At 73.3% G+C, this 25642-nt stretch carries 22 protein-coding genes; 14 read left to right on the top strand and 8 right to left on the bottom strand.

The window, feature by feature from the left end:
* Positions 1–67 precede the first annotated feature (67 nt).
* A complete protein-coding gene (locus CFP66_RS27820) occupies positions 68–1531 on the bottom strand; it encodes an aldehyde dehydrogenase (NADP(+)) (protein WP_094928132.1) in 1464 nt (487 codons plus the stop codon).
* Positions 1528–2433 carry a fumarylacetoacetate hydrolase family protein gene (locus CFP66_RS27815; protein ID WP_094928131.1) on the bottom strand — a complete coding sequence of 302 codons (906 nt, stop codon included), beginning with the start codon at positions 2431–2433 and terminating at the stop codon, positions 1528–1530. Before CFP66_RS27815 ends, CFP66_RS27820 begins: the two co-directional genes overlap by 4 nt.
* A 61-nt stretch (positions 2434–2494) precedes the next feature.
* Between CFP66_RS27815 and CFP66_RS27810 the strand changes: the two genes are divergently transcribed.
* On the top strand, positions 2495–3160 hold the full coding sequence (locus tag CFP66_RS27810) for a GntR family transcriptional regulator (RefSeq protein ID WP_198961703.1): 666 nt from the start codon (positions 2495–2497) through the stop codon (positions 3158–3160).
* A 303-nt stretch (positions 3161–3463) separates the two neighbouring features.
* Complete coding sequence (locus tag CFP66_RS27805) at positions 3464–4837, top strand: FAD-binding oxidoreductase (protein WP_094928129.1); 1374 nt, start codon at positions 3464–3466, stop codon at positions 4835–4837.
* 68 nt (positions 4838–4905) lie between these two features.
* On the opposite strand, the gene CFP66_RS27800 is transcribed toward CFP66_RS27805, so the two are convergent.
* Positions 4906–5961, bottom strand: coding sequence for a tartrate dehydrogenase (locus CFP66_RS27800; protein WP_198961709.1), 1056 nt, complete (start codon positions 5959–5961; stop codon positions 4906–4908).
* A 123-nt stretch (positions 5962–6084) separates the two neighbouring features.
* Here CFP66_RS27800 and CFP66_RS27795 point away from each other — a divergent pair, with 123 nt between their 5' ends.
* Complete coding sequence (locus CFP66_RS27795; RefSeq protein WP_094928127.1) at positions 6085–6546, top strand: NUDIX hydrolase; 462 nt, start codon at positions 6085–6087, stop codon at positions 6544–6546.
* A gap of 34 nt (positions 6547–6580) precedes the next feature.
* On the opposite strand, the gene CFP66_RS27790 is transcribed toward CFP66_RS27795, so the two are convergent.
* From CFP66_RS27790 to CFP66_RS27770, 5 genes are all read right to left on the bottom strand, one after another.
* The gene (locus CFP66_RS27790; protein WP_094928126.1) at positions 6581–8188 is read right to left on the bottom strand and encodes a DASS family sodium-coupled anion symporter; all 1608 of its coding nucleotides are present in this window, start codon (positions 8186–8188) and stop codon (positions 6581–6583) included.
* Between the two features lie 52 nt (positions 8189–8240).
* Entirely contained in the window at positions 8241–8624 is a 384-nt protein-coding gene (locus tag CFP66_RS27785) for a hypothetical protein (protein WP_094928125.1), read from the bottom strand.
* Positions 8625–8745: 121 nt separating this feature from the next.
* A complete protein-coding gene (locus tag CFP66_RS27780) occupies positions 8746–10050 on the bottom strand; it encodes an alanine racemase (RefSeq protein ID WP_198961702.1) in 1305 nt (434 codons plus the stop codon).
* A 7-nt stretch (positions 10051–10057) separates the two neighbouring features.
* On the bottom strand, positions 10058–11611 hold the full coding sequence (locus CFP66_RS27775) for an amidohydrolase family protein (protein ID WP_094928124.1): 1554 nt from the start codon (positions 11609–11611) through the stop codon (positions 10058–10060).
* A complete protein-coding gene (locus tag CFP66_RS27770) occupies positions 11608–13536 on the bottom strand; it encodes a cellulase family glycosylhydrolase (RefSeq protein WP_094928123.1) in 1929 nt (642 codons plus the stop codon). Before CFP66_RS27770 ends, CFP66_RS27775 begins: the two co-directional genes overlap by 4 nt.
* A 200-nt stretch (positions 13537–13736) precedes the next feature.
* On the opposite strand from CFP66_RS27770, the gene CFP66_RS27765 reads away from it, so the two are divergent.
* The 11 genes from CFP66_RS27765 (at position 13737) to CFP66_RS27715 (ending at position 25623) form a co-directional block, all read left to right on the top strand.
* Positions 13737–14147 (top strand): RidA family protein, encoded by a 411-nt coding sequence (locus tag CFP66_RS27765; protein WP_094928122.1) that lies wholly within the window; start codon positions 13737–13739, stop codon positions 14145–14147.
* A gap of 63 nt (positions 14148–14210) precedes the next feature.
* A complete protein-coding gene (locus CFP66_RS27760) occupies positions 14211–15524 on the top strand; it encodes a MarR family transcriptional regulator (RefSeq protein ID WP_094928121.1) in 1314 nt (437 codons plus the stop codon).
* Positions 15525–15663: 139 nt separating this feature from the next.
* Positions 15664–16974 (top strand): extracellular solute-binding protein, encoded by a 1311-nt coding sequence (locus CFP66_RS27755; RefSeq protein WP_094928120.1) that lies wholly within the window; start codon positions 15664–15666, stop codon positions 16972–16974.
* Positions 16971–17864, top strand: coding sequence for a carbohydrate ABC transporter permease (locus CFP66_RS27750; RefSeq protein WP_094928119.1), 894 nt, complete (start codon positions 16971–16973; stop codon positions 17862–17864). Before CFP66_RS27755 ends, CFP66_RS27750 begins: the two co-directional genes overlap by 4 nt.
* Entirely contained in the window at positions 17861–18763 is a 903-nt protein-coding gene (locus CFP66_RS27745; protein WP_094928118.1) for a carbohydrate ABC transporter permease, read from the top strand. Before CFP66_RS27750 ends, CFP66_RS27745 begins: the two co-directional genes overlap by 4 nt.
* Before the next feature lie 2 nt (positions 18764–18765).
* A complete protein-coding gene (locus CFP66_RS27740) occupies positions 18766–19887 on the top strand; it encodes an ABC transporter ATP-binding protein (protein ID WP_094928117.1) in 1122 nt (373 codons plus the stop codon).
* Positions 19884–20831, top strand: coding sequence for an acetylxylan esterase (locus CFP66_RS27735; RefSeq protein ID WP_094928116.1), 948 nt, complete (start codon positions 19884–19886; stop codon positions 20829–20831). Before CFP66_RS27740 ends, CFP66_RS27735 begins: the two co-directional genes overlap by 4 nt.
* A complete protein-coding gene (locus CFP66_RS27730; protein WP_094928115.1) occupies positions 20828–21670 on the top strand; it encodes an acetylxylan esterase in 843 nt (280 codons plus the stop codon). Before CFP66_RS27735 ends, CFP66_RS27730 begins: the two co-directional genes overlap by 4 nt.
* The gene (locus CFP66_RS27725; RefSeq protein WP_094928114.1) at positions 21667–22761 is read left to right on the top strand and encodes a hypothetical protein; all 1095 of its coding nucleotides are present in this window, start codon (positions 21667–21669) and stop codon (positions 22759–22761) included. The genes CFP66_RS27730 and CFP66_RS27725 overlap by 4 nt, the downstream gene beginning before the upstream one ends.
* Positions 22762–22766: 5 nt before the next feature.
* Complete coding sequence (locus CFP66_RS27720; RefSeq protein ID WP_094928199.1) at positions 22767–24566, top strand: family 20 glycosylhydrolase; 1800 nt, start codon at positions 22767–22769, stop codon at positions 24564–24566.
* A 7-nt stretch (positions 24567–24573) separates the two neighbouring features.
* Positions 24574–25623: a LacI family DNA-binding transcriptional regulator gene (locus CFP66_RS27715; RefSeq protein ID WP_198961701.1), complete on the top strand. Its 1050-nt coding sequence runs from the start codon at positions 24574–24576 to the stop codon at positions 25621–25623.
* The last annotated feature ends 19 nt before the right edge of the window (positions 25624–25642 follow it).

Genomic DNA, 25642 nt, shown 5'->3' with positions numbered 1-25642 from the left:
ACACCCCCTGCAACCAACGGCACTCTCGTCGCTGCCTAGCAGACGAGAGTGCCGTTGGTCGCGTGGGTCAGGCTCCGGTGAGCACCCCGTCGAGGCGGCGCGGGAGGCCCAGGGGGTTGCTGTCCTGCAGCGCCTCGGGCAGCAGGGCCTGCGGGGTGTTCTGGTAGCAGACCGGGCGCAGGAAGCGGCGCAGCGCCGTGACGCCGACGCTCGTGTGGATCGACGCCGTGGTGGACGGGAACGGGCCGCCGTGGTGCATCGCCCACGACACGGCCACACCGGTGGGCCAGCCGTTGTAGACCAGCCGGCCCGCGCGGTCGCGCAGCGCGTCGAGCAGCGGCGCCAAGGTGGCGGCGTCGGAGTCCTCCGCCTGCACGGTGGCGGTCAGGTTGCCGCCGAACGCCTCCGCGGCGGCCAGCATCTCGTCGGGGTCGCTGTACTCGACGACGATCGAGGTGGGCCCGAAGCACTCCTGCAGCAGCGAGTCCGGGTCGGCGAGCAGCTCCTTGGCGGTGGTGGCCAGCAGCGTGGGCGCGACGCCCGCGTCGGTGTCGGCGCCGTGCACCAGCGTGCGCACCGGGCCCAGGCCCTCCAGCCGGTCCCGCTCGTGGGCGTGCCCCTCGCGGATCCGGTCGTTGAGCATGCCGGCGGGCGCCGCGTTCCGCACGGCCTCGGTGAGCCGCTCCTCCAGGCCGTGGCCCGCGGGCAGGAACAGCAGGCCCGGCTTGGTGCAGAACTGACCGGTGCCGAGGGTGAACGAGCCGACGTAACCGTCGGCGAGGTCGTTGCCACGGGCGGCGATCGCGGCCGGCGTGACGAACACGGGGTTCAGGCTGCCCAGCTCGCCGTAGAACGGGATCGGCTCGGCGCGCTTGGTCGCGATCTCCAGCAGCGCCATGCCGCCCTTGACCGAGCCGGTGAACGCGCCGGCCTTGATCCGCGGGTCGGTGAGCACCGTGGCGCCCGCGTCCATGCCGTGCACCACGGCGAACGTGCCGTCGGGGGCGCCTGCGGCACGCAGTGCCTCGACGAGCACCTCGCCGGTGCGCACCGACAGCCGCGGGTGGCCGGGATGGGCCTTGAGCACGACGGGGCAGCCGGCCGCGAGCGCGGACGCGGTGTCGCCGCCGGGCACGCTGAACGCGAACGGGAAGTTGCTGGCCGCGAAGACGGCGACCGGGCCGAGCGGCAGCAGCATCCGGCGCAGGTCCGGACGCGGCACCGGGGAGGCGTTCGCGTCGGCCGAGTCGAGGGTCACCTCGAGGTAGGAGCCCTCGTCGAGCGCGTCGGCGAACAGCCGCAGCTGGCCGCTGGAACGGGCGACCTCACCGGTCAGCCGGCCCTCGGGCAGGGACGACTCCTCGATCGCGATCGGCACGAGCTCGCCGGCCGCGGCGTCGAGGGCGTCGGCGGCCGCGCGCAGCAGCCGGGCGCGCTCGGCCGGGCGCAGCGCCGCGAACGGTCCGGCGGCCTGCGCGGCGGCCGCGAGGATGCGCTCGATCTCCTCGGGCGTGGTGTCGGGAACGGTCACTGCTGTCCCTTCCGCCTGGCGGCCGGACGCTCGCAGGCGTCCACCAGCCAGGCCAACGGTTCGCGACCCCGTACGACGGGGTTGGTCAGGGTGCCCACCTCGGCGATGTCGATCTCCACGACATCGCCCTCGGCGAGCGAGAAGCTCAGCTCCGGGACGATACCCGTGCCGGTGGACAGGATCGCCCCGTCGGGGAAGTCGGTGGGCGCGTAGAGCACCTCCACCAGCTCCTCCAGCGTGCGGTGCAGACGGGCCGTGCTGGTCTCGCCCTCGAAGGCGGTGGCGCCGTCGCGCACCACCTTCATGGTGATCGCCAGGTCGGCCGTGTCGACCTCCCACGCCGGGCGGATACCCGTGGCCAGCGCGCAGCAACCGCTGAAGATCTTCGCCTGCGGGATGTAGAGCGGGTTCTCGCCCTCGATGGAGCGCGAGCTCACGTCGTTGCAGACGGTGTAACCGACGATCTCCCCGGCGCTGTTGGTCACGACCGCGAGCTCGGGCTCCGGGACGTCGACCTCGGAGTCGGCGCGCACGGCCACCGGCTCGCCGTCGGTGACCACGCGCCAGGCCACCGACTTGAGGAACAGCTCGGGACGCGGCGCGTCATAGACGAGCTCGTACACCGACGCCTGGACGCTCTCCTCCACCCGGCCGGCGCGGGAGCGTTCGTAGGTGACGCCGGAGGCCCACACCTCGGTGCGCCCGTCGACGGGCGGCAGGTAGGTGACCGTGGCGGCGTCCACCTCCGGCCCGGTGGGCTCCAGGCCGGCGCGCAGGGCGTCCTGCGACTCCTGGAGCAGCTCGGCGACCGAGCCGTAGCGCACCGGGGCGATCTTGCCCTCGCGGCGCACCCCCACCCGGGGCTGCGTCCCACCCTGCTCGACGTAGCGGACGATCTCCATACTCCACGGCTCCTGTCCGTTCGCGGCACACGCTGCGCGTGGATCCTATAGGATCTTCCCGGTGACGCCAGGGCCCCGCGCACCGCGGCCGGGAAGCCGGCCCGTGCTCGTCGACGACGTGCACGAGGCGATCAAGGCCATGATCATGGATCACGGGATCGCCCCGGGCGCCCGCGTCTCGATCGACGGCCTCGCCCGCGAGCTGGGCGTCTCCCCCACGCCGGTGCGCGAGGCGCTCGCCCGGCTGGAGTCGGCGCAGCTCGTCGTCAAGGAACCGCTGCGCGGCTACCGCACCACACCGCTGCTGACCCCCGATCAGCTCGCCGACCTCTACCGGTTCCGGCTGCTCATCGAGCCGTGGGCGGCGGGCCGGGCCGCGGAGCGGGCGGACGACGCCGGCCGGGCCCGACTGGTGGCCGAGCTCACGGCGGCCGACGCGCCGGAGGCCGACACCTACGCGGCGTACCGCGCCTTCAGCGCGCACGACGCGCGCTTCCACCTGCTGGTCGCCGAGCTCGCCGGCAGCGACCAGGTGCGCGAGGCGTTCGAGCGCACGAACTGGCACCTGCACATCTACCGGCAGTACTACGACCGGGGCATCGGCCCGCAGGCCCTCGCCGAACACCGCCGCATCACCGACGCCGTCCAGGCCCGCGACCCGACCCGCGCCGCGGCGGCGATGCGCGCGCACCTGGAGTCGAGCCACGCCCGCCTCCGCCCGACATGACGCTCACACACCGACTGCCGCACTCACACACCGACTGCAGTCGGTGTGGCAGCACCACAATCGGTGTGCGACGACCCGGGCGCCGCGGCCGCCCCGCGCGCACACCGACTTCCTCGCTCGCGCACCGACTTCATGGCTCACGCACCGACTTCCTCGCTGGCACACCGACTGCAGTCGGTGTGCCGGCACCACGATCGATGTGCGACCAGCGCGAGCCGCCCCGGAAGCCAACAGACCCAGCGGCGCTTGAAGGCCCGTGAGCCGCCGCAGCGACGCGGAGGCCATCAGACACAGGGGGACCCCATGACCGTTCTCGACGAACTCGCCGCCGGACTGCCTGCCGACGCGCTGCTCACCGATCCGGTCAGCACCGAGGCCTACCGGCACGACGAGGCGAACTTCTGCGCCGCGGGCGCCCCGCTCGCCGTGGTGCGCCCGACGGAGACCGCGCAGGTGCAGCACGTGCTGCGGGTGGCGTCGGCGCACCGGGTGCCGGTGGTGCCGCAGGGCGCGCGGTCGGGGCTGTCGGGCGCGGCCAACGCCGTCGACGGCGGCATCGTGGTCTCCCTCACCCGGATGGACCGGATCCTGGAGATCGACCCGGTCGACCAGGTGGCCGTGGTCGAGCCCGGTGTGCTGAACGCCGTGCTCTCGCGCGCCGTACTCGAGCAGGACCTCTACTACCCGCCGGACCCCTCGTCGTGGGAGCTGTCGACGATCGGCGGCAACCTCGCCACCAACGCGGGCGGGCTGTGCTGCGTGAAGTACGGCGTGACCACCGACTTCGTCCGCGGGCTCGAGGTCGTCACCGCGAGCGGCGAGCTGCTGCGCACCGGGCGGCGCACCGCGAAGGGCGTGGCCGGCTACGACCTCACGAAGCTGCTCGTCGGCTCCGAGGGCACCCTCGGCGTGATCACGCAGGCCACGCTCGGGCTGAAGCCCGCGCCGGAGGCCGCCCTGACGATGGCCGCGGCGTTCGGCTCGGCCGCCGACGCCCTCTCGGCCGTCACCCGGATCATGGCCGCGGGCCTGGCGCCGTCGATGTGCGAGTTCCTCGACGGCGTCACGGTGCGGGCGATCCAGGACTACCGCGACATGGGCCTGCCGACCGGTGCCGGCGCGCTGCTGCTCACCCAGTCCGACCGCGGGCCCCGCGCGGCCGAGGACGTCGCGGCGATGGGCGCGATCTGCAGCGAGCTGGGGGCGCTCGACGTGGCCGTGGCGTCGGACGCCACCGAGTCGGCCATGCTCATGGAGGCCCGCCGGATCGTGCACTTCGCGGTGGAGAAGCTCGGCTCCACGCTCATCGACGACGTGGCCGTGCCGCGCTCCCGGCTGGTCGAGCTGCTGGACGGCATCACCGCGATCGCGCAGGAGCACGGCGTGCTCGTCTCCTGCCCCGGCCACGTGGGTGACGGCAACATGCACCCCACCGTGATCTTCGACCGCGGCGACCCGGCCGCCGTCGACCGGGCCCAGCGCGCCTTCGACGCGATCATGCAGCTAGGCTTGGCGCTGGGCGGCACGATCACCGGCGAGCACGGCGTGGGCGTCCTGAAGCGCGACTGGCTGGCGACGGAACTGGGCGACCTGAGCCTCGATCTGCACCGGAGGATCAAGGAAGCGTTCGACCCGCAGGGCATCCTCAACCCCGGCAAGGTCCTCGCCGCCGGCTGAGGTTCAGGAAAGCCACATCCATGAACCTGCAGGACCTGAATGTGGCTTTCCTGAACTTCTGGAGAGCCTTAGCCCAGCGCCGTCACCAGGGCCTGCGTGACCTCCTGCGTGGTCGCCGTGCCGCCCAGGTCCTTCGTGCGGGTTGACCCGTCGCGCAGGGTCGTCTCCATCGCAGCCACGACGTCCGCGGCGGCGGCCGCGTGGCCCAGGTGCTCCAGCATCAGCGCCGCCGACCACACCGCACCGACGGGGTTGGCGATGCCCTGGCCCGCGATGTCCGGGGCCGAGCCGTGCACCGGCTCGAACATCGAGGGGAACTCCTTGGTCGGGTCCAGGTTGGCCGAGGGGGCGATGCCGATGGAGCCGGCGACCGCGGCGGCCAGGTCGGAGAGGATGTCGCCGAACAGGTTCGAGCCCACCACCACGTCGAACCGCTGCGGCTGCAGCACGAACTTCGCGGCGAGGGCGTCGATGTGCTCGCTGTCGAACCGGACGTCCGGGTGCCGCGCCGCGCGCTCGGCCACGACCTCGTCCCAGAACGGCAGGGTGTGCACGATGCCGTTCGACTTCGTCGCGCTCGTGACGTAGCCGCGGCGCGAGGCGGCCAGCTCGAACGCGAAGTCGGCGATCCGGCTCACCCCGACCCGCGTGAACACCGACTCCTGGACGGCCAGCTCGTCCGGGAACCCGCGGTTCACCCGGCCGCCGACCTCGGAGTACTCGCCCTCGACGTTCTCCCGCACCACCACGAAGTCGACGTCGTCGGCGCCGCGCAGCGGGCTCTGCACGCCCTCGAACACCCGGATCGGGCGCAGGTTGACGTACTGGCGGAAGGTGCGGCGGATCGGGATGAGCAGGCCCCAGAGCGAGACGTGGTCGGGCACGCCCGGCCAGCCGACGGCCCCGAGCAGGATCGCGTCGAAGCCGCGCAACGTCTCGATGCCGTCGGCGGGCATCATCGCGCCCTCGTTCGCGTACCGCTCGCACGACCAGTCGAACTCGGTGTACTCCAACGACACCGAGTGGCGGGCGCACACCGCGTCGAGCACGGCGCGAGCGGAGTCGATCACTTCGGAACCGATCCCGTCCCCGGGGATCACGGCGATTCTCTGCACGGCCGCCAGTGTCCCTCACCGCAGGGCGCCCGACGGCTCCTGCCACAGCCAGGGTCGGCCGCGCCGGTTCCACGAGGCCGCCCTGGGCAGAACTGATGATCAAGGCACCGGCGACACCGGTAGCTTCGGCTCGTGCATTTCACCGAGTACGACACCCGTATCGCCGCCTACGGGCTGCTGGTCAGTGCAGATGGGCACATCCTGCTGACATGGTTCAACGGGAGCGCTCGCGCTGAGCCGTGCTGGACCATGCCGGGCGGGGGAGTCGAGTTCGACGAGTCCATCAGTGACGCAGTTGCCCGTGAGGTGTTCGAAGAGACCGGCTACCGGGTGGACGTGGGCCGGGTGCTCGCGGAGCACCACGTCACCGCTCCACGCGCCGATCATCGTCGCCCGTTCCGTTCCCAGCGCTTCCTCCTCGCTGCCACGATCGTGGGCGGGGAGTTGGGCACCACGGAGGTCGGCGGCACGACCGACTTCGCGCAGTGGATCCCCATCCCCGAGGTCTCACGCCTCGCACCGCGGGCCGCCATCGTCGACGTCGCGATGGGCGTCCTCCCCACCTCTGTCGATCGGGGTCCGTCGGACGCCTGACGGGTCGCGTGCGAGGACCCTGTCTCGCCGTGCCTCAGGCCGCCCCGAACCCCAGCAGCGCCACCATCAGCGGCAGGATCACGATGATGAGGATCGCGCCGAGCACGTCGAACGAGAAGCCGGAGCGGATCATCGTGGTGATCGGCACCGCACCCGAGCCGTAGACCACCGCGTTCTGCGGTGTCGACACCGGCAGCATGAACCCGAACGACGCCGCGAAGGTGGCCGCGATCGCCGGCACGAACGGGTTGACGCCCGCGGCGAGGGCCACCGGGATCACGATCGGCACGACCACCGCGGCCGACGCCGTATTGCTCGTGGTCTCCGACACGACGATCGCGAGCAGCACCGCGAAGATCGTGATCGCGACGATGCTGGTGAGCCCGAGGCCGGCGGAGACCCCGTTGCCGATCGTCTCGGCGAGGCCGGTGGAGGAGAGCAGCGCGCCGAAGATGATGCCGGTGCCGAAGAGCACGATCGTGCCCCAGTCGATGTCCGCGGCATCGCTCCAGCGCAGCGTGAACTCGCGGTTCCGCCAGTCCGTGGGCAGCAGGTAGAGCAGCGAGGCGCCGAGCACGGCGACCATGCCCTCGTCGAGCCGGTCGGTGACGGCGGTGTAGAAGTCGGAGTCGGTGCCCGCGACCAGCGCCACGATGCCGGGGAAGATCCACAGCGCCACGGTGATGCCGAAGGCGATCAGCGTGTTCTTCTCCGCGCGCGACAGCGGCCCCATCTCGGCGCGCTGCCGGGCCACGTAGTCCTCGACGCCGTCGATGCGCCGGATCTCGGGCTTGTTGATCAGCAGCAGCACGACGGCGAGCGCCACGAACATCAGCAGGCAGATCGGCACGGCCATGCCCATCCACGCCGCGAAGCTGATGCGCTCCCCGGTGGCCTGCTCGATCAGGCCGCGCCCGATGAGGTTCGGCGGGCTGCCGACGGGGGTGAGCAGGCCGCCCACGCTCGCGCCGTAGGCCAGCATCAACATGATCGCCGCGCCGACGCGCAGCCGCAGCGGGTCGAAGTCGGACGCCACCAGGCCGCGCTCCTGCAGCAGCTTGGCGATCACGCCGAGGATGCCCAGCGCCGTGGGCAGCAGCATCGCGACGGTCGCGGTGTTCGACACGAACGCCGAGAGCAGCGCGGTGATCGCGCCGAACGCGATGATCACCCCGAACGTGGAGTTCCCCACCCGGGGCAACGCGAGGATCCGGAACGCGAAACGCCGCGCCAGGCCGTGCTTGAGCATCGCCTGGGCGAGGATGAACGCGCCGATGAACGTGAAGACCGTGGACGAGCCGAAGTTCGCGAGCACGTCGTCGGCCGGCTCGACCTGCAGGAACACCACCACTGCCACACCGATGAGGCCGCCGATCGGGATCGGGACGGCCTCGGTGACCCACAGGACGATCACCCCGAGCAGCACCGCGGCGAGGTTCTGCTGCTGCGGTTCGAGGCCCAGCGGGAGGGCGAGGAAGACGATCGTGACGAGCGGCGCGAGGAAGAGCCCGACCGTCCGGCGGCCCTTCTCGAACCGCTCCTCGGCCGGCGAGAGCTGCTGCTCACCCAGGCTGCGGTAGGTGGCGTGGCCGAGCAGGGCCTTGTCGACGTCGGTCCGGGGGCGAGGGCTCTCCGCGGTCATGGAACGAGGGTGACACCCGTCACCGGACCCTGCCCGGCTCGGCGGGCCGGATTCAGACCGGGTCGGGCTCGGAGACCAGATGGACGATCGCGGCCGGGTTGGTGACCCAGTACGCCGAGTCGCCGTCCAGCGGCTCGATCTCGTCGCAGCGGTGCACTCCTGCGGCCGCCAGGTGGCCCGCGGCGGCGGCGGTGTCGGCAGTGGTGACTTGCAGCCACAGCTCGGCCTGGCTCATCCCGGGCACGCGATCGATCCACAACCGGTTGGCCCCGAAGGCGAACCCCACCGACTGCGGGCCGGAGTCGAAGGGGTTGCCCAGCTCGCGAAGGCCGAGGGTGTCCCGGTAGAAGGCCACGGTCTGCGACCACTGGTGCGGCGGAACTTTCATCGCGATGTTCCGCCCACCCTCGTAGGAGGGGTGCTCGGGGTTGTCCATGGAGCTGCTCCTGATCTGGTGGTGAGGCAGGCCAGGGCGGTCGTCACCGGCGCTCCTGACCTGCAACACCAGGATTGCACATCGATGGCTCTTGTGCAATCAGTGCATTGCACCAGCGTCGTCAGAAGTACGTCTCCACGAGGTCCACGACCCGGTCGCCCTCCACGAGCGGCAGGATGCGCCACTTGTCGAACAGCGTGCACGGGTGCGAGATGCCCAGCGCCAGCAGGTCGCCGGGCACGAGGCCGGGCTCGTCGCGCAGGTAGAGGTGCTGGTCGTTGAGCTCGACGCTGCGACCGGCGGCCTGGCGCGGCGTACGACGCCCGTTCGCCCGGGGGTGCACGAGCAACGGCACCGGCAGGTCCTGGTCGAACGGGACGTCGCGGCGTCCCACGCCGACCAGCGCCAGCCCCTGCTCCGGCACCGACAACACCTGCCCCAGCACCTGGACGGCCGGGCGCAGCCGGGCACTGCCCGGGATCCGGGACCACGGGTCGGTGCGGCTGTAGAGGCCGTGGTCGTGCGCGACGTAGGCCCCCGAACGCAGCAGGACGCGCACCGGGGCGCCGCCGGGCAACGGTCCGGGGAGCACGTCGAGCACCACGTCCACGAAGGAGCTGCCACCCGCGGAGATCACGACGGGCGCGGCGGGATCGGCCAGCAGCCCGCCGGTCACCAGCTCGTCGGCGAGCTGCCGCAGCGCAGCGAGGTACTCCCCCACCCGGGCCAGGTCGTCGGGGCGGGTCGTGCCGGTGACGCTGCCCTCGTAGCCGGCCACGCCGAGCACCCGCAGCCCGGCGGCGCGAGCGGCCTGGGCGAGCGCGACGGCGTCGGCCACCGTGCGCACGCCGGTGCGCCTGCCGGGCACCCCGAGCTCGATCAGCACCCCGAGCCGGTCGCCGCGACCCGCGGCCACGCGCGCCAGCAGCTCGACCCCGACCTGCGAGTCGACGTAGCACCACAGCTGCGTGCCCTCGGGCGCGCCGACCACCCGCTCGATCAGGTCGCCCGCGTCGCCCGCGTCGACCAGCTCGTTGGCCAGCAGGACCTGCGGGGTGCCCCAGCTCAGGGCCGTCCTGGCCTGCGCGGGCGTCGCGACGGTGGCCCCCCACGCCCCGGCCGCCAGCTGGGCCTGGAGAACCAGCGGGGCCATCGTGGTCTTCAGGTGGGGGGCGATCTCCACGCCCGCCTCCGCGCACAGCCGCGCGACCGACTCGATGTTGTGCCGGAGGGCAGCGCCGTCGAGGGTGGCCAGCGGCCACGACAACGGGAGGTGGGCGAGGGCGGGCCGGTCGCGGCGGACCCGCTGGGCCGCCAGCGGCTCCGGCACCCGCCAACCCTTGGTGGTCACGGTGACGACGGGATCGGGGAACTGCAGCAGCACGGGGCAGATCATGCCGTGCCCGATCCCGCTCCGCCGGATCACGGCCGGATCAGGCCGGGCCGGGACGCACGGCGCGGCCCGGGGTGGCCCCGGTTTCCCGGCCGTCACGCAGGGCGGCAACCCCGCCGACCCACACGTCGTCGATGCCTTCCGCAGGCCGGCGCGGGTCGGCGTAGGCGGAGCGGTCGCGCACGGCCGCCGGGTCGGCGAGCACGACGTCCGCGACGGCGCCGGGGCTCAGCCGACCCCGCCCGGGCAGCCGGAACAGCGCCGCGGCCCGACCGGACAGGTGCGCGACGACATCGTCGATCGACCAGCCGCCCAGCTCGTGCACGCCGAGCGCGAAGATCCGGGCGAACGCGCCCCAGCCGCGGGGGTGGGGGCGCCCGCCCAGGTAGATCGCGTCGGAGCCGGCCAGGTGGCCGGGGTGCTCCAGCAACCGCCGTACCGAGGCCCCGGAGTTCGTCGGCGGCTGGGCGAACACGGCGCTGACCCGCAGCCCGCTGCGGACGAGCAGCTCGAGCACGGTCTCGGGCACCGGCAGGCCGAGCCGGGCGGCGACCTCGGGCAGTGTCAGTCCCTCCGCCCACGCGAGCGGGCCGGGCACCGACGCGAGGGTGGTGCGCGGCCACAGGTCGGTCAGCCCCGCGAGGTGCTCCAGCACCTCCGCGCGCCGCGGGGAGGCGAGCAGCGCCAGCGCGCGCTCCGGTTCGGCCACCGGCACCCAGCCCGGCAGCGTCAACATCGACAGGATCGTGCAGCCGCGCAGGTAGGGGTAGGAGTCGAAGGTCACGTCCACGCCGGCGGCGGCCGCGTCGGCGAGCGCGGCCTCGACGACGTCGGCCGGGCCGTGCAGGTGCGAGACGTGCGTCGCGACGCCGCTGGACCGCGCGATGTCGACGAGCTCGGCGAGCGCGGCCGGGACCGCCGCCTCGTAACCGCGCATGTGGCTGACGTGCGGCAGCCCCGCCCCGGCGACGACCCGGCACAGCGCCACCAGCTCGTCGCGCTCCGCCGCGCCGCCCGGCAGGTACTCCAGGCCGGTGGACAACCCGCAGGCGCCGTCGGCGACGGCCTGCGCCAGGAGCGCCGCCATCGCCTCGACCTCCGCGCCGGTGGCCGGGCGCAGGTCGCCGCCCACCACGGCGAACCGCAGCGTGCCGTGCGGGGCGAGGTAGGCCACGTTGACGGCGGTCGCGCCGTCGTAGGTGGCCAGCACGTCGGCCACCGAGCCGCCGGTGAAGCCGGGGTGGGCGCCGTTGATCGCGGCGAAGTAGCTCGTGGCGTACGCCGTGGCGTCGTGCGGCCCGCCCACGGGACTCGGTGCCACCGACACGCCGTCCTGGCCCAGCACGACCGTCGTGATCCCCTGGCGCAGCATCGCCAGCTGCACGTCCGGGTCGAACACCGCGGCCTCGCCGTGCACGTGGGCGTCGACGAACCCGGGCAGCGCCCATCGCCCGCCGCCCTCGACGACCTCGGCGGCGCCGGCCTCTCCCGTACCGGCAGGGGTGACGGCGGCGACGCGGCCGTCGCGCAGCAGCAGGTCGGCGGGGCCGGCCTCGGGGACGAGGACGTCGCGAAGCAGCGTGGAGTCGGTCATCCTCCGATGATCTCCAGGACCGCAACCCCGTACGCGTCGAGCACGACCTCCCCGACCGGTTGCCCGTCGAGGGTGTGCAGCGTGCCGTCGGCGACCACCGGCGCCACCGTCACCGGGTCGGCCGACTGGCTCACCAGCCACGCGTAGCGGCGGCCGTCGGCGTGCACGAGCACGTCGGCGCCGACCGCCCGGTGCTCGACGGTCACCTCGCGACGCACGCCTGCGACCTCGGCCAGCGCGCCGTAGAGCCGCACCGTGTCCTCCGGGTTCACCCGGTGGGCCTTCGCCGCCAGGTACTCCACGGGGTAGGTGCTCAGGATCGCCTCGCCTGCGCCGATGCGGTACCGCAGCAGCGCCGGGCGCCCGCGCGCGTCGCGGGCCACGACCTCGGCGCCGTCCGGCTCCACCGGCAGGTACGCGCGCGCGTCCGGGCTGCCGGCCACCGCGAACCGCAGCACCGTGCCCGCGCGCAGGGAGCCGAAGTCCCCCTCGAACCGCATCTCGACGACGTCGTCCTCGATGAGGTCCTGCACCCAGTACGACAGCTGCTGCCGCACGCCGAACAGGCCGTCGAGGTCCTGGAACCACGGGCCACGGGTCGTGCCGGTCTCCCCCGACAGGTACGACAGGTAGACGGTGGCGCCGCCGCGGGCGAGCTCCTCCAGCCGGTTGCGCGTCGGCGCGGTGATCTGGCGGGTCGAGGGCAGCAGGTACAGCCCGGCCGACGGGTCGAGCCCGTCGACCTCGCGCACGAAAGCCAACGGCAGGTCCGCGCCCCGGGCGCTCGTGTAGGCCTGGCGCAGCGCGTCGAACACGACGGGCCGGTCCTCGGGGTAGCCGTAGGGCAGGCCCTTCTCCAGGAACGCCGGCACGAGCAGCGCGGCGTCGGTGTCGACGCGACGGCAACGGGCGACGTCGACCCGGCGCAGGATCTGCGCGAACGCCGCCATCTCGCGCAGCGGCTCCTTCGGCGCACCGGTCGAGTCGGTGATGCCGAAGTGCAGCTCGAAGCCGTGGTGGTCGTACGGCGAGACGTCGGCCAGGTCGTCGAAGTCGGTGTTGTTCCAGGCGATCCAGCCGCGGGCGCCGCCGAGCAGGGAGCCGTGCAGCGCCTGGCGGTAGTAGTGGCCCGCGTTGCGGGCCGATGCGGTGTCGGTGGACAGCCCGAACTCCTCCAGCACCACCGGACGGCCGGCGACGGCGGCGAGCTCGCACTCGAACGCGGCGCGGTGGTGCTGGCGCACCACGTCGTTGTCCACGCGGTAGATGTGCGGGCCGACGAAGTCGACGAACTCGGCGGTGTCGCGCAGCGAGAAGCCGTTGTCCCTGCCTGTGACCTCGATGCCCCACGCGCCGTCGCCGAGCGAGACCGGCTGGTGCCCGCCCCCGGCCCGCACGGCCGCCACCATGAGCTGCGCCCACGCGGTCACCTGTTCGCGCGGGGCGGGCGGCTCGCCGCGCAGCCGCCCGAACACCGGCATCTCGTTGGAGATCAGCCACCCGCACACCGCGTCGTGCGCGGCGAACCGCTCGGTCATGCGCTGCACGAACCACGCCTGCCGCCCGACCATCCACACGTCGGCGTACAGGTCGCGCCCCTGCTGCCAGGACGGGTACCAGTTCTCCCCCGACATGTGCCCGACCAGGAACGTCGGGATGGTCTGCATGCCGGCCTCGCGGTGCGCGTCGAGGAAGTCGGCGTAATGGGCGCACAGCTCGTCGTCGATGCGGTCGGGCGCCGGCATGAAGTCGGGCCAGTAGAAGAACGAGCGCGTCATGGTCAGCCCGTGCTCGGCGAGCACGGCCAGCTCGCGGCGCACGAGGTGCGGGTCGTAGTTCGTCCACATCCGCGGGCCACCTGCGCGGGACCAGAAGTTCGCACCCAACCAGGTGGTCGTATCCAGCTGGGCGCTGTGGCGCTGCATCGCGGGTTCCGTTCCGTGAGGGGAAAACGTTGTAGCACGGTATCCCTGTGAGTCGACGCAACGAACGGCACTCTCATCGGCTAGGTGGCAACGAGAGTGCCGTTCGTTCGCCCGTCGCCGGCTCGTCAGGGCAGAAAACGTTGTAGCTGGGTCGGTTAGGGTCGATCCGATCTCAGCCCGCGCTCCAGGAAGGACCACCGATGACCGAGGCGAAGCGCGCCGTGCGCACCGACGACGCCCCCACCCCCATGCCCGTCTTCTCCCAGGGCGTGGTGAAGGGCGGGATGGTGCAGGTGTCGGGGCAGGGGCCGCAGGACCCGGCCACCGGCGAGTTCGTGCACCCCGGTGACGTCAAGGCCCAGACCACGCGCACCCTGCAGAACGTGCGGGCGATCCTGCGCGCGGCGGGCGCCGATCTCGACGACGTGATCATGCTGCGCGTCTACCTCACCACCCGCGACGACTTCGCGTCGATGAACGAGGCGTACGCGGCCTTCGTCGGTGAGCACTGCCCGTCCGGGGTGCTGCCGGCGCGCACCACGGTGTTCGTCGGGCTGCCGCGCGAGGAGATGCTCGTGGAGATCGACGCGCTGGCCGTGCTCGACCGCTGATCCGCCCGCCGCAACTCGCAGGTTCGGCGGCGCGCCGTCCCGAGCCTCGACGGAGGTGACCACATGACGGTGGCCATCGGCATCGTGGTCCACGCCGACCAGCGTGACGTCTTCACCGAGGCCGCCCGCCCCCTGCGCGGCGCGGAGCTGGAATGGGTCGTCTACCGCCAGGAGCACGAGATCCGGGAGCAGGTGGCGCAGCTGCTGGCCACCGGCCGGGTCGACGGGCTCCTGCTCGGCCCGCTGCCCTACGACGCCTGCGGCGACCTGCTGCCCGCCACGCTGACGACCACGGTCCTGCGCCCGGCCGCGCTCGACCTGTCGCTGGCGCTGTCCCGGGCGCAGGCCCGCCACCCCGACGCGCGGGTGCTCAGCGTCGACACCTTCGACGACGACGAGGTCGCGGAGGTGACGGGCGCGCTCGGCATGGCCGGCATGCGCATCACCACGCTGCCCTACGCCGCGGGGCAGGACCCGGCGTCGATCACGGAACGGCACCTGCGTGCGCTGGGATCCGCGGGCGGTGTGGTCGTCACCGCGCGGATGGCGGTGGCGCGGGCCCTGCGCGGGCGCGTCCCGGTCGTCCAGAGCACCCCGGTGCCCTCCACCGTCCGGGCCGAGCTGCACGGCCTCGCGCTGCGCGCGCAGTCGCACCGCGCCCGTGAGCTGCGGTTCTCCGCCGGGGTCTTCGTGGTCACCCGGCAGCCCGACGGCGTCGACGTCGACCAGGCCCGCGCCGACCTCGCGGGGTTGCTGCACCGGACCCCGGAGCTCGCGGACACCTGGATGGAGAACCGCGGCCGGCGCGGGGTGCTGGTCTTCGCCCACATGGCCCTGCTCGAGCGCGCCACCCGCAACTGGGTCGCCGTGCCCGCGCTCGGCCCGGCCGAGCAGCAGCTCGGTCTCACCGTGGCCGCCGGGTTCGGGATCGGCAGCTCCGCCCGCACGTGCGTGGCGCTCGCCGAACGGGCCGCCGCCCGCGCCGAGGCCGAGGGCCGCGCCGTGGCCTACCTCCTGGAGGACAGCGGCGTGATCATCGGCCCGATGGGGCCCGCGCGCGACGCCGCGGAGCCCGCCCACCCGGGGCACGCCACGCACCTGGAGGGGCTGGCACGCGAGGCGGGGCTCAGCGCCGCCACGCTGTCGCGGCTGCTCGCGGTCGAACGCACGCTGCGCGGCCGTCCGATCTCGCCCAGCGACCTGGCCAACACGCTCGGGATCACCGACCCGAGCGGGCGCAGGCTGGTCCGCAAGCTCGCCGCCCACCACCTCGCGGTGCCCGAGGGCAGCGCCCAGACCCACCGCCGCGGCCGCCCCACCACGCTCTACCGCCTCGCCATCGAGCAGACGCTCACCACTGCGGCCGCCGCCGGCTGATTCGGCCGCCACCCCAAACGAACCTGGATACATAAATAGCATTCTTTCGGCGTGGTGTTGACATCCGGATGGAGCGGGCGGCAGGCTGCCGAGAACGCAGGGCGGGCAATTGCGCTCGAACCGGACCAATGGGGGCGAGATGGATCGGCGGACGTTTCTGCGGGTCGCCGCCGCCGGTGCCGCGCTCCCGGTGCTCGCCTCCTGCGGTGCCGCACGCAGCGGGGTGATCCGGTTCGAGGGCTGGGACTACGAGGCCCAGCTCGTGCAGCAGAACGTCGACCTGTTCACCAGCAGGAACCCGGGCGTCGAGGTCGACTACACGCCCATCACGAGCGCGCAGTTCATCCGCAAGCTCACCGCGGAGTTCCTCGGCGGGGCCGGCCCGGACGTGCTGTACATGTACGACGACTCGCTCGCCGGATCGGTCGAGGCGGAGTACCTGCGGCCGCTCGACGACATTCCCGGCGTCGCCGAGGTGTATGACGCCATTTATCCGACGAACGCCGCGGCGATGGTGTACGGCGGAAAGCGGTACGGATTGCCGTACTACACCGACATGCAGGCCCTGGTGTACAACGAGGCGATCCTGGAGAAGGCCGGCATCAGCGCGCCGCCGCGCACCCTCGACGAGCTCGAGCACCAAGCACTGCGCATCAAGGACGCGGGGATCCTGCCGTTCCCGATCGGCCTGCCCGCACAGCTCGCCGACACCGCGGCGCTGTGGACCTGGGCCATGGTCTACGCCAACGGGCAGGACCTGTTCGACGAGCGGCTCGCGCCCGTGATGAGCGCTCCCGGCTCGGCCACCGTGGGCGTCTTCGAGTGGCTCACGCGCGTGACGCGGCAGTCGGCGGTGCTCGACCCGGCGTGCGTGCAGACGCTGCCCATCCCCATGGACAACGCGGTGATGGCCGGCCAGTACGCCTTCGTGTTCGCCCCCCGGTACGCGCTGCGCAGCTACAACGACCCCGCGAAGTCGACGGTGGCGGGCGCGATCCGGCTGGCCCCCGTCCCCAGCCTCGACGGGACGACCGAGGGCACGGTGAGCAGCACTCGCATGTACTGCCTCGGCCGCGACAGCACCCGCAGCCCGGAGGTCTCCGACGGCGCGGTCCGGCTGCTGCACCACTTCGGCGGGCTCGACGCGAACGGCGTGCCGGCCACGGCGCGGTTCTGGTTCCTCGAGCGCGGCCTGGGATTCCCGTTCCCGCAGCTGGCGCAGGACCCGGAGGTGCTCGCCACGCTGGAGACGTTCGCCGATCCGGCCATGTACTCCCGCCTCGCGGAGACGGCGCGGGCCCGCACCGTCACCGCGGCGCCCTGGTACGCGGAGTTCGAGACGGCGCTGCAGCGCACCACCCAGCAGGTGATCATCGGCGCCACCGGCCCGGCCGAGGCGGCCGCCGGGCTGGACGCGGAGACCAGGCTCCTCGCGGAGCGGTACGCATGACGCCGGGAACGCTCACCGACAGCCGCCGGGCCTGGCTGCTCAACGGCCCCGCGCTGGTCGTGCTGCTGGCGCTCGTGGCCTACCCGATCGGCTACTCGTTCTGGGTGAGCCTGCACCGGCAGAACCTGCGCCGCCCGCGAGCCACCCGCTTCCTCGGCGTGGACAACTACCTGGCCCTGTGGAGCGACCCGCAGTTCCTCGGCTCGCTGCGCACCACGGGGCTGTTCGTGCTGCTCGTGGTGAGCATGACAGTGGTGCTGGCGCTCGCCCTCGCGCTGGTGCTGAACGAGACCTTCCTCGGCCGCGGCGTGCTGCGCAGCCTCGCGCTGCTGCCGTGGGCGATGCCCGGCGTGGTCAACGGGCTGATGTGGCGCACCATCTTCGACGCCCGCACCGGCGCGCTCAACGGGCTGCTCACCCAGCTCGGGATCATCGACGAGTACCAGGCGTGGCTGTCCTCGCCGACGGGAGCCTTCCTGCTGACGGCGTTCGCGCAGGTCTGGAACACGCTCCCGTTCGCGGTGATCCTGCTGCTCGCGGGGCTCTCGACGATCCCGTCCGACCTCTACGACGCCGCGCGCGTCGACCGGGCGGGGGTGTTCTCCCGGTTCCGGGAGGTCACGCTGCCCTGGCTGATGCACCCGCTGCTGATCGTGCTGATCCTCGAGACGATGAACTCCTTCCGGGCGTTCGACACGATCTACGTGCTCACCGGCGGCGGGCCCGGTGACGCCACCGACGTCATCGCCGTGCTGAACGTGCGCACCGCGCTGACCTACACCGACGTGGGCCTGGGCAGCGCCATCTCGTGGGTGATCACCCTGATCACGCTGGCGGTGTCGGTCGTCTACATCGGCGTGCTGTACCGGAGGGGGAACTTCGCGACATGAGCTCCACCGTTCCCAGTACCACGGTCCCGCTGCGCTACCGGGTGCCGTGGAAGAAGATCGTCGTCTACGCCGTGGCCCTGGTCTTCGCGCTGTACCTGGTGCTGCCGTTCTACTGGATCGTCGCGATGAGCTTCATGCACGAGGTCGACGCGGTGGCGGTGCCGCCGCAGTGGAACCCGGCCGATCCCACGCTGGGCAACTACGCGAGCTTCCTCGACCCCGACGCCGGCGAGGCGCTCGTCGGCGGCCGCGCGATCAAGGAAACGCCCTACGCGCTGGTCAACAGCCTGGTGGTGGCCACCGCGACCGCGGCGCTGAACCTGGTGCTCGCCGTGCCCGCGGCGTACGCGTTCTCGCGGCTGAAGTTCCGCGGCTCGACGCTGCTGCTGGTGGGCTACCTGCTCACGCGCATGATCCCGAGCATCGCGATCATCATCCCGTTCTACCTGATGATGCGGTCGTTCGGGCTGCTCGACACCTACGGCGCGCTGATCCTGTCGTACCTGACGTTCTCGCTGCCCGTCACGATCTGGGTGCTGAAGGACTTCTTCCGCGCCGTGCCCACCGAGCTGGAGGACGCGGCGCGCGTCGACCGCTGCGGCTGGTTGCGCACGATGTGGACGGTGTTCCTGCCCGTCGCCGCGCCCGGCCTCGTGGCCGCCGCGGTGTTCTCGTTCATGACGGCGTGGAACGAGTTCATGTTCGCGCTGTTCATGACGTCCACGGCGGCGGCGAAGACGATCCCGGTGGTGGCCGCGAACTTCGCCACCGACATGAACACGCAGTTCACGCTGATGGCCGCGTCCGGGGTGCTCGCCGTGGTGCCCCCGCTGATCCTGGTGCTGATCTTCCAGCGCCTGATCGTCACGGGCATGGCGGCCGGCTCGGTGAAGGGGTAGCGATGGCACAGGTGCGGCTGGAGAACGTCCGCAAGAGCTTCGGCGACGCCGTGGCGGTGCAGGACCTGAGCCTGACCATCGAGGACCGGGAGTTCCTGACGCTCGTCGGGCCGTCGGGCTGCGGGAAGTCCACGACGCTGCGGATGATCTGCGGGCTGGAGCGGGCGAGCGGGGGCGAGGTCTACTTCGACGACCAGCCCGTGGGGTACCTGCCTGCCAACAAGCGCGACGTGTCGATGGTGTTCCAGAGCTACGCGCTCTACCCGCACAAGACGGTGGCCGAGAACATCGGGTTCGCGCTGCGGATGCTGCGGGTGCCGAAGTCCGAGATCGAGTCCCGGGTGCGGGCGACCGCGCGGTCGCTCTCCATCGAGCACCTGCTCGGGCGCAGGCCCAAGGAGCTGTCGGGCGGGCAGCGCCAGCGGGTGGCGCTGGGCCGGGCGATCATCCGCGACGCCGGCGCGTTCCTGCTCGACGAGCCGCTGTCCAACCTCGACGCCCAGCTGCGAGTCGACATGCGCGCCGAGCTCAAGCGCCTGCACGCCGACCTGCGCCGCACGTTCATCTACGTCACCCACGACCAGGTCGAGGCCATGACGATGTCCGACCGCATCGCGGTGCTCAAGGACGGCGTGCTGCAGCAGTGCGCGCCGCCGGAGGAGATCTACCGGCGCCCGGCCACGATGTTCGTGGCCTCGTTCATGGGCAGCCCGGCGATGAACTTCCTGCCCGGCACGGCCGCCGACGACGCCGGCACGCGGATGCTGCGCGGCGCGTCCTTCGAGGTCCCCCTGCCGGCCGACGCCGCGGCCGCCGCCGAGCGGCACCCGACGGGCCGCCTCGTGCTCGGTGTGCGCCCCGAGGACGTGTTGCTCGCGCGCTCCGGCGAGGGGCTGCCCGGCACCGTGTTCGTCACCGAGCCGCTGGGCGCCGACGTCCTCGTCACCGTCGATCTGGGCGCGGGCGCCCTGGTCAAGGCCCGCGTGCCCGCACCGTTCCGGGCCGCGACCGACAGCCCGATCACCGTGACGCTGCGCCCCGACCGCCTGCACCTGTTCGACGAGGAGACCGGGACGGCCGTGCACGCACCCCCCTACGAGGACCCGATGGAGGACCAGCTGTGACCGGCACGCTGCGCGACCCGCGCACGGCGACGATCGAGGTCGACCGGCCCGCCGACTTCGACGACTTCTGGGCCGAGACGCTGCGCCTCACCGAGGCGATCGACCCGCAGCCGCAGCGCGTGGCCCGCCCGGACCTGTCCACGCCCGACGTCGCGGTGTCCGAGCTGTACTACACGAGCTTCCAGGGCGTGCGCGTCGCCGCGTGGTGCGCGCAGCCCACCGGCCCCGCACCCGCGGACGGGTGGCCCGCGGCCGTCCACATCCCCGGCTACATCTCCGATCCGGGCGTGCTGAAGTCGTGGGCCCGGCGCGGCTACGTGACCGTCGACCTCGCCCCGCGCGGCAAGTTGCGCGCCCGCGGCGCCGTCGACCCGGGCTACCCCGGCCTGCTGGTCTCGCACATCGTCGACCGGTTCACCTACACCTACCGCGGCTTCTACGCCGACATCGTGCGCGGCCTGGACGTCGTGGCCGGCCTCGACGAGGTCGACGCGTCCCGGTTCGGGGTCTGGGGCTCCAGCCAGGGCGGCGGGCTCGGGATCGTCGCGGCGGCTCTGCGGCCCGACCTCGTGCGCTGCCTCGCGGCCGGCGCGCCCTACCTCTGCGGGATCATGGACTGCACGCGGCTCACGCGCTCCTACCCGTACGAGGAGATCACCGAGTTCCTCCGGGTGCACCCCGAGCTCGAACCGCAGGTCCGCGAGACCGTCGCCTACTTCGACGGGCTCAACTTCGCCCCGGCCGTGCAGGCGCCCACCCTGCTGCACCTCGGGATGCGCGACGACGTCTGCCCGCCCGAGACCGGCTTCGCCCTGCACGAGCGGCTCGCCTGCCCCACCCGCCTGCGCGCCTTCGACGACTGCGGCCACGACGCAGGTCTGGCCTGGGTCGGCCCGGAGATCGAACGGTTCCTCGACGAACACCTGCGGGAGGCCGCGCGATGAGCACCTGGTGGGACCACCTCGACGCCGAGCTCGCGGGCTTCCCGGCCCGCCCGGTGCTCACCCCGGTGCCGGGGCGCAGCTGCGCCGAGTACACCGGCTACGAGGTGTCGTTCAGCTCGCTGCGCGGGCAGCGCCTCTTCGGCTACCTCAGCGTGCCGACCGGGCCCGGACCGTTCCCCGGCCTGCTGGAGCTGCCCCGCCACGGCAGCGTCAACAACCCGCCCCACCACAACGAGCGCCTGCGCTACGTCGTGTTCACCGCGATGCACCGCGGGCAGCGCCGCGCCGACTCCCCCGCCGAGGCGGCCTACCCCGGCCTGTTCACCAGCGGCATCACCGACCCGGACGGCTACGTCTACCGCGACGTCGTGGCCGACTGCCTGCGCGCCGCCGAGGTCCTCGCCGCCCGTCCGGAGGTCGATCCGGCGCGCGTCGGGGTCACGGGTGACGACCTCGTGCTGCTCACCGCGGCACGCCGCCCGCTGTTCGCCGCCGCGCGGGTCACCGCGCCGCTGCTGCACGCCGCCCTGGCACGGCGGCACGCGTCGGCGGCCTACCCGTGGGAGGAGCTCTCCGACCACCTGCGCCACCACCCTGACGACGAGCCGCGCCTCGCCGCCACCCTCTCCGTCTTCGAGCCGGCGGCGCACGCAGCCGGTGTGCGGGCGCGCACGCTGCTCGTCGAGGGCTCCGGCGGCGGGACCTGGTCGCCCGAGCTGGTCGCGACGCTCGGGGCCGATACCTACCGGCGCACCGACCGCGACGCCACCGACACCGACGCCCTCGACGCCTGGCTCGCGGCGCAGCTCGGGGTGCCGGCGCTGACGCGGTTCTCGTGAGCGGCGCAGCAGGGGGTTACCGCGAGCTGGGCCTGCGTCCGGTGATCAATGCCGCGGCCACCCTCACCCGGCTCGGCGGCTCGCGACTGGCGCCCCCGGTGCCCGCGGCGATGGCGCGCGCGTCCACGGAGTTCGTCGACGTGCCCGAGCTGCAGCGCGCGGTGGGTGCGCGGCTGGCGGAGCGCACCGGCAACACGGCCGGCTACGTCACCTCGGGGGCGGCGGCCGGGCTCTCCCTCGCGGTCGCCGCCTGCCTCGACGTCGACGAGAGGGCCTTCCCGCTGCCGGGGCGCCCCGCCGTGGCGATCTGCCGCGCCCAGCGCAACGGCTACGACTACGCCGTGGAGCTGCTCGGGGTCGAGGTCGTCGAGTTCGACGACGACCCGGCCTCGCTCACCGCGGCCCTGGGCCCGGCCACGGCGTGCGTGCTGTGGTTCGCCGGCGCGCACTACGCGCAGGGGGCACCGGATCTGGTCGACGTCCTCGCCGCCGCCCGCGAGCGGGGCGTCCCGGTGCTCGTCGACGCGGCCGCGCAGATCCCGCCCGTGTCCTCGCTCTGGCACTACACCACCGGACTCGGCGCCGACGCCGTGATCGTCAGCGGCGGGAAGGGGCTGCGCGGGCCGCAGTCCAGCGGGCTGGTGCTGGGCAGCGAGCGGATCGTCGAGGGGTGCCGGCGCCACGGCTCGCCGCACCACGCCGTGGGGCGCGGGATGAAGGTCGGCAAGGAGGAGATCCTCGGCCTGCTCGCCGCCGTCGAGTGGTCCCTGGAGCGCGACGAGGCCGCCGTGCTCGCCGGCTACGAGGCAGGCGTGGCGCGCTGGGTCGAGGGCCTGCGCGACGTCCGCGGCGTCCACGTCGAGCGGGGCTACCCCAGCGAGGCGGGCCAGCCGCACGGCCGCGCACTCGTGACCCCGGCGCCGGGCAGCGGCTGGACCGCCGAGACCCTCGCGGACGCGCTGTGGCAGCGCGACCCGCGGATCGCGGTCCTCGTGCACGGCGACGCGATCGCGCTCAACCCGCAGACCCTGGATCCCGGCGAGGACGAGCTCGTGCTTGACGCCCTGCGCACGCTGCTGGAGGCAACATGATCGACGTGACTGCAGTGCCGCTGTTCCCCGTCCCCCGCTCGCTCGAGTGGCTCGACGCGCCCGGCCCGGCGCCGCGCGCGCCGCTGGCCGTGCAGCACGACCCGGACCTTCCCGAGCAGGGCTACTCCCTGGAGCGCGACGCGTCCGGCACCCGGATCGGCTACCGCGACGAGGCCGGGCTGCGCTACGCCCGCCAGACGCTCGACCAGCTGACCGCCGACCGCGAGCTCGCCGGCCGCGCGGTGCGGGTGCGCGACTGGCCCGACTTCGCCGTGCGCGGCTTCATGCTCGACGTCAGCCGCGACCGCGTGCCCACCCGCCGCACGCTGCGGCGCTACGTGGAGATCCTGGCCGATGCCCGGATGAACCAGCTCGAGCTCTACACCGAGCACACCTTCGCCTTCGCGGGCCAGGAGGCGGTCTGGGCGGCGGCCAGCCCGCTGACGGCCGACGACATGCGCTGGCTCGACGCGCTGTGCGCCGCGCACGGGATCACGCTGGTGGCCAACCAGAACACGCTCGGGCACATGGAGCGCTGGCTGGCCACCGGGCCCCACCGGGACCGCGCCGAGAAGCCGGAAGGATTCTCGATCAACGGCAGGCACCGCCCGCCCAGCACCCTGGAGCCGACCGCGGAGAACGCCGAGTTCGCGGTGGCACTGGTGCGCGAGCTCGCCGCCACGGTGCGGGCTCGCCGGGTGAACATCGGCGCCGACGAGCCGTGGGAGCTGGGCCGGGGCCGCAGCGCCGCCGACGCCGCCGAGCGCGGCGTCGGCCGGGTCTACCTCGACCAGCTGCTGCGGATCGCCACGCCGCTGCTCGAGGACGGCGTCGAGGTCGAGTTCTGGGCCGACGTCCTCGCCGACCACCCGCAGGTGGCGCAGGACCTGCCGACGTCCGGGCTCATCCCCGTGGTCTGGCAGTACGACGGCCCGGAGCACGCCCGCGCCGCGCTCGATCGCGCGAGCGAGGAGCAGCACCGGCAGTGGAAGATCGACGGCTTCGACATGGAGGCCCTCGCCGGGGGCTTCCGGAAGCGGGCCGAGGCGCTCACCGCGGCGGGCCGCCCGTTCTGGGTGGCCCCGGGCACCGGGGCGTGGAAGTCGTTGGTCGGCCGGCTGGACAACGCCGTGGAGAACGTGCTCGACGCCGCCGAGGCCGGCCTCGAGCACGGGGCCACCGGCTACGTGCTGACCTCCTGGGGCGACCACGGCCACCACGAGCCGCCGGCGATCACCTACCCGCCCCTGCTGCTCGCGGCCGCCGCCAGCTGGTGCCTGGACGCCAACCGCGAGATCGACCTCGCGGCCGCGCTGGACCGCGTGGTCTTCGCCGAGGACGCCGGGCTGGGCGCGGTGCTCACCGCGATCGGGTCGGTCGCCGCCGCGCTGGACGCCCCGATCCTGAACTCCTCGGCGCTGTTCACGCTGCTGCTCGAGGGCGGCGACGCCGCGGCCGTCCCCGCCGTGACCCCTGCCGCGCTGGCCGACGCCGAGCGCGTGCTCGCCGACGCCGCCCGCACGCTCGCGTCCGCGCGCACGGCCGGTGCGGACGGCGACATCGCGGTGCGGGAGACCGCGCAAGCCGTCGAGCTGGCCCGCTTCGCCGTCGCGCTGCTCGCCGCGGGCGGGACCGCGGCGCTGACGCCGGACGCGGCCGCGGACCTGATCACCCGCCTCGACGCACTGCTGGTCGAGCAACGGGCCTGCTGGCTTCTCAGCGCCCGTCCCGGCGGCCTGGACGACAGCCTCTCCCGGTTCGCCCCGCTGCGCGCCGTCCTCGCGGGGTGCGCCGCGCGAGCATGATGAGCGGGTGAGCCAGCAGGAACGGGCCGGCGCCGCGCCGCGGCCGACCATCCGCGACGTGGCCGCCCTGGCGGGGGTGTCCAACAGCGCGGTGTCCAAGGCGCTGCACGGCAACGGCCGCATCTCCTCCGAGACCGCCCGGCGCATCCGCGAGGCGTCGGAGGCGCTGGGCTGGACCCCCCACCTCGCGGCCAGCGGGCTGCGCAGCCTGCGCTCCCGCGCCGTCGCGCTCGTGATCTCCCGCCCGGCGGACCTGCTGGGCAGCGACCCGCACTTCACGGCCCTCATCTCGGGCATCGAGGCCGAGCTCGCCCCACGCGGCTACGGCCTGCTGCTGCAGCTCATCGGCGACACCGACCTCGACGAGGCGCAGGTCTACCGCCGGCTGGCCCACGGGCGGTCCGTCGACGGCGTGCTGCTCACCGACGGCCGCGTCGACGACCCCCGCTTCGCCCTCGTCGCGGAGCTCGGGCTGCCCTACGTCCTCATCGGGCAGCCGGCGCGCCCGGACGTCGAGCACGTGTCGGTGCCCGAGCCGGGCGCCGGGTTGCGCGACGCGGTCGCGTTGCTGGTCGACCTCGGCCACCGCCGCATCGCCTCCGTCACCGGGCCGGTCGACCGGGCGCACACCGTGCTGCGGCGCGCCGCCGTGGAGGAGGCGCTGGCCGGGCACGGGCTGGCGCTCACCGACGTGATCGCCACCGACTTCTCCCCCGAGCAGGCCGTGGCCGCCACCGACCGGCTGCTCGCCGCCCACTCCCGCCCCACCGCGGTGTTCTACGCCAACGACTCCATGGCCCTGTGCGGGATGGGCGCGATCCAACGCCGCGGGCTGCGCGTGCCCGAGGACGTCTCCGTGGTCGGGTACGACGACCTGCCGATGTCGCGCTGGCTGCAACCCGGGCTCACCACCGTCGACCAGCACGTCGCCGCCGTGGGGCAGGCCGCGGCCCGCTCGCTGCTGCGCCAGGTGGGCACGGACGCCCCGGAGGCGGTCCTGGACACCCCACCGGTGCTGGTGGTGCGCGGCTCGACGGGCCCACCGGAAGCGCGTTAGGAGGGTCCTGTTCAGGGCG

Source organism: Pseudonocardia sp. MH-G8, assembly GCF_002262885.1.
GTDB lineage: Bacteria > Actinomycetota > Actinomycetes > Mycobacteriales > Pseudonocardiaceae > Pseudonocardia.
The sequence above is the reverse complement of the archived record's forward strand: the minus strand, read 5'-3'. Positions and strand labels throughout refer to the sequence as shown.

What these genes read in the sequence shown, in the direction of transcription:
- CFP66_RS27775 (WP_094928124.1), bottom strand. Translation starts at nt 11,611, where the DNA reads ATGACCGACTCCACGCTGCTTCGCGACGTCCTCGTCCCCGAGGCCGGC.
- CFP66_RS27760 (WP_094928121.1), top strand. Translation starts at nt 14,211, where the DNA reads ATGACGGTGGCCATCGGCATCGTGGTCCACGCCGACCAGCGTGACGTC.
- CFP66_RS27745 (WP_094928118.1), top strand. Translation starts at nt 17,861, where the DNA reads ATGAGCTCCACCGTTCCCAGTACCACGGTCCCGCTGCGCTACCGGGTG.
- CFP66_RS27730 (WP_094928115.1), top strand. Translation starts at nt 20,828, where the DNA reads ATGAGCACCTGGTGGGACCACCTCGACGCCGAGCTCGCGGGCTTCCCG.
- CFP66_RS27790 (WP_094928126.1), bottom strand. Translation starts at nt 8,188, where the DNA reads ATGACCGCGGAGAGCCCTCGCCCCCGGACCGACGTCGACAAGGCCCTG.
- CFP66_RS27750 (WP_094928119.1), top strand. Translation starts at nt 16,971, where the DNA reads ATGACGCCGGGAACGCTCACCGACAGCCGCCGGGCCTGGCTGCTCAAC.
- CFP66_RS27765 (WP_094928122.1), top strand. Translation starts at nt 13,737, where the DNA reads ATGACCGAGGCGAAGCGCGCCGTGCGCACCGACGACGCCCCCACCCCC.
- CFP66_RS27805 (WP_094928129.1), top strand. Translation starts at nt 3,464, where the DNA reads ATGACCGTTCTCGACGAACTCGCCGCCGGACTGCCTGCCGACGCGCTG.
- CFP66_RS27770 (WP_094928123.1), bottom strand. Translation starts at nt 13,536, where the DNA reads ATGCAGCGCCACAGCGCCCAGCTGGATACGACCACCTGGTTGGGTGCG.
- CFP66_RS27785 (WP_094928125.1), bottom strand. Translation starts at nt 8,624, where the DNA reads ATGGACAACCCCGAGCACCCCTCCTACGAGGGTGGGCGGAACATCGCG.
- CFP66_RS27815 (WP_094928131.1), bottom strand. Translation starts at nt 2,433, where the DNA reads ATGGAGATCGTCCGCTACGTCGAGCAGGGTGGGACGCAGCCCCGGGTG.
- CFP66_RS27755 (WP_094928120.1), top strand. Translation starts at nt 15,664, where the DNA reads ATGGATCGGCGGACGTTTCTGCGGGTCGCCGCCGCCGGTGCCGCGCTC.
- CFP66_RS27740 (WP_094928117.1), top strand. Translation starts at nt 18,766, where the DNA reads ATGGCACAGGTGCGGCTGGAGAACGTCCGCAAGAGCTTCGGCGACGCC.